Annotated in this window: 3 protein-coding genes, 1 tRNA gene and 1 pseudogene; 2 read left to right on the plus strand and 3 right to left on the minus strand. The window is 58.4% G+C overall.

Annotated elements, in window-relative coordinates; all coding sequences use genetic code 11:
- The 3 genes and pseudogenes from ACIREA_RS29755 to ACIREA_RS29765 all read right to left on the minus strand — a co-directional run.
- Positions 1-555: pseudogene (locus ACIREA_RS29755) on the minus strand (hypothetical protein); the annotation flags it as partial.
- A gap of 81 nt (positions 556-636) precedes the next feature.
- A complete protein-coding gene (locus ACIREA_RS29760; protein ID WP_397385950.1) occupies positions 637-1,614 on the minus strand; it encodes a hypothetical protein in 978 nt (325 codons plus the stop codon).
- 82 nt (positions 1,615-1,696) lie between these two features.
- Positions 1,697-1,771 (minus strand) — tRNA-Thr (locus ACIREA_RS29765).
- A 188-nt stretch (positions 1,772-1,959) separates the two neighbouring features.
- Here ACIREA_RS29765 and ACIREA_RS29770 point away from each other — a divergent pair.
- Both ACIREA_RS29770 and ACIREA_RS29775 read left to right on the plus strand, forming a co-directional pair.
- Entirely contained in the window at positions 1,960-2,166 is a 207-nt protein-coding gene (locus ACIREA_RS29770; protein WP_397385951.1) for a hypothetical protein, read from the plus strand.
- Between the two features lie 52 nt (positions 2,167-2,218).
- Positions 2,219-2,977 (plus strand): sulfatase-like hydrolase/transferase (locus tag ACIREA_RS29775; protein WP_397385952.1); only part of this gene is annotated, 759 nt, incomplete at its 3' end.

A 2,977-nucleotide genomic window follows, 5' to 3' on the forward strand; every position in this document is an offset into this window, starting at 1 on the left:
ATGCTTGCACAGCGGGGTGTGCATGTGAGAATCGTAAAACAAAGCGCCCGTCTTGGTGGGGCCGGGAGGCGGTAGAAGCTGGGTAGGTGCTTTCTTGACCACGGCGACGACCGGGGCAGGGGCCTCTACTACAGGGGCAGCCACTTCCACCGCCGGGGCGGGAACGGGGGCGGGGGCCTTTTTGGCGGGCGCGGGCTTCGCAGGAGCAGGCGCTGGTGCGGCTTTGACAGCTGCAGGAGCGGGAGCCGCAGGAGCTTTGGCGGCGGCTGCAGGCTTGGAAGGGGCAGGGGCCTGCGGTTTGGCCGCTTTAGCCACTGGCTTTGGGGCTGGCTTGGCCGGAGCGGGCTTCGCCGCGACAGTCTTGGTTTTTGGCGGAGGAGCCTTGGCCGCAGGTTTCTTCACCGCGGGCTTGGGCAGCGGAGCTTTTTTGACCACCTTTTTAGGGGCAGGCTTCGACGCTGATTTTTTTGGCACAGGCTTTTTGGCGGGAACGGGCTTCTTTTGGGTCAGCGTTTTCTTGGCTGGCGCGGGTTTGGCTTTGGTCTTGGAGGCCACGGCTTTTTTGGATTTTGCCGCAACAGGCCTGGCCTTACCTTGGGCCGCCTTTTTCGTGTTTCGTTTAGGTTTGCTCACAGTCTAGCTCCTGGTTCCATGCAATATCAGCCATCCTTTGCCTTCGACATCCGCGATCCGTGCGTTTTTAGCGCTGCCTGCTGGGCCTGGAAAACAAAGTCGTAAAGTTAAAGGGACATCTTTCCAGTTTCCGGTCTGGAGTTGCTGGAGAAGGGGTTGGAATTTAGGATCTTTACGATCGAAGTAGGCATAAACGACGTCATTATCGTCGGGATGCTTGATTTCGAGCAGTTCGCTGCCCATCGGAGCTGCCTCAGGCGGAATATTTTGAGGTTTGGAGGCGATCACACGTAGGAGTGTGGGTGCTGACGGCTGGGTTTTGATGAACTCCTCCCAGCCGATTTCGCCGTAGCGAACGGAGCTTTCCCAGTCCACCCGGAAGGTGCCATCCACCATTTCCTCAATGATGAGGCTGACGGGCTCGGCATTGGCAAAGACGGCCTGGGCATACCCGAGACGGTAGCCGCTCTCCTCCACCGGAAGTACCCAGCCAAGAGTTTTCCACTCGAGCGGCGTGTGAGGATGGCTGCTGTAATAATGCTCCATCAATGGACGCACACGCTGGGGATCACGGGCAAAAGCGAGCTGCTGGTTTGTAGTGGCAGCTTCAAAAAAGCCGCGAAGAGTGTGTTCAATTTGGGATCTTTTGCTCTCAACGTCCACAATCGCGGAGGGACTCGGGGCGGCGGGAGCCATGAGTTTCAGTGCACTGGACTGGGATCTGACAGGGGTATTGGTGCTGATTTCGCGGGTGGGATCGCCTGCAGATGGACGAATTTCGGAGGGATCGCCTAACAGAGCAGGCTGCTCCTTGATATTGCCCGACCAGCGATGATCCTTATCATTATCATACATCGACTGTACGTACTCAGGATTGACCCGGGCGGACTCCCAAAGCTTGATCATCACGACCCGTACGACCGTGGCGATCATGATCACGAGGGCCATGCAACCCAGAATGGTAGCAATAGCGTTGATCATGGCCTCCCGCCGCCGGGCTCGGCTGCGGCGTGGCGGATCATTGTCAGCGATGCTCGGATGGGTCATAGCAAACACGCGTTGGTGGAGCCGAAGGCGGGATTTGAACCCGCGACCCTCGCATTACGAATGCGATGCTCTACCACTGAGCTACTCCGGCATGGACGTGTGACTTTAAGTCTTTAATTATATAAGGGGTGCTCAGATCTTGTCATTTGCTTTCTTTAACAGGTGGAAAAATTCTTAGCTCAAGGGCGGTTGGAGAAAGCTTGATGAGGTGCAAATGACCGCCACCAGCCTCCCAACAGCTCGCGCTTGAATCTTGGGTGAACTCACGGATCATGCCCAATGCCCAGTCCAACCATAGCTGCACAAGCTGGAACTCCCTATGGTGAGTTCCTTGCCGAGCAGGAAGAAATTCAACGCCTGAAGTGGCTCGCCAGCGAGAGCGAGGGGCATGACATCGGGTTTGAGTTCGCACTTAATGACTGGGCGCAGAACCACCGTGCCGAGTGGCGCAGCATGCGAAACCGGCTGAAGCGGCAGCAGGTCTGAGGTTTTGTCCGTCAGCCGGGCAATATTGCTGAGGATGATGCGTTATGGCCCGATGATTAATTGTCGCGCTGCCGCCCTTGGGGCTCTTTTATTGCTGTCCGTTCCTCTGCTGCACGCGGCACCACGTACGAATGTTTTGTTCATCATGGCGGACGACCTGCGGCCAGAGCTGGGCTGCTACGGCTCTGTGGCAGTCACGCCCCATCTGGATGCGCTGGCCGGGCGCGGCATGATTTTCCGGAAGGCCTACTGCCAGCAGGCGGTCTGCAATCCCTCCCGTTCCTCCATGCTGACCGGGCTGCGTCCGGACACCCTGGGGCTGTATGTGAATGGAACGCATTTTCGCGAACTTAAGCCCACGGTGAACACGCTGCCGGGGTGGATGAAGGCCAACGGCTACACCACCCGCTGCGTAGGCAAAATCTTCCACAACTGGCATACGAAGGAGCATGGCGACCCGCGCTCATGGAGCGCTCCGGAATTTCTGCACTACGCAAATCACGGCGATGACGTGCCGCAGGTCAGCGGGCCGCTGCCGCCGAACCTGGCAACGCTATCCAGTAACCTGCGCCAGTACGGCAAAGTGCCGCTGTGTGAATGCCGCGATGTGCCGGATGAAGCCTATTATGATGGGCGGGTGGCCGCTGAGGCCGTGCGTGTGCTGGGGGAGATCAAAGACGAGCCGTTCTTCCTCGCTGTCGGTTTTTGGAAGCCGCACGCCCCGTTCAACGCCCCCAAAAAATACTGGGACATGTATCAGCGGGACCGGCTGCCTGTGCTCGATCCCGCGCGGCCTGCCGCAGCCCCAGAG

The organism is Prosthecobacter sp. (assembly GCF_044373815.1).
Taxonomy (GTDB): Bacteria; Verrucomicrobiota; Verrucomicrobiia; order Verrucomicrobiales; family Verrucomicrobiaceae; genus Prosthecobacter.

What these genes read in the sequence shown, in the direction of transcription:
- ACIREA_RS29760 (WP_397385950.1), bottom strand. Translation starts at nt 1,614, where the DNA reads ATGATCAACGCTATTGCTACCATTCTGGGTTGCATGGCCCTCGTGATC.
- ACIREA_RS29770 (WP_397385951.1), top strand. Translation starts at nt 1,960, where the DNA reads ATGCCCAGTCCAACCATAGCTGCACAAGCTGGAACTCCCTATGGTGAG.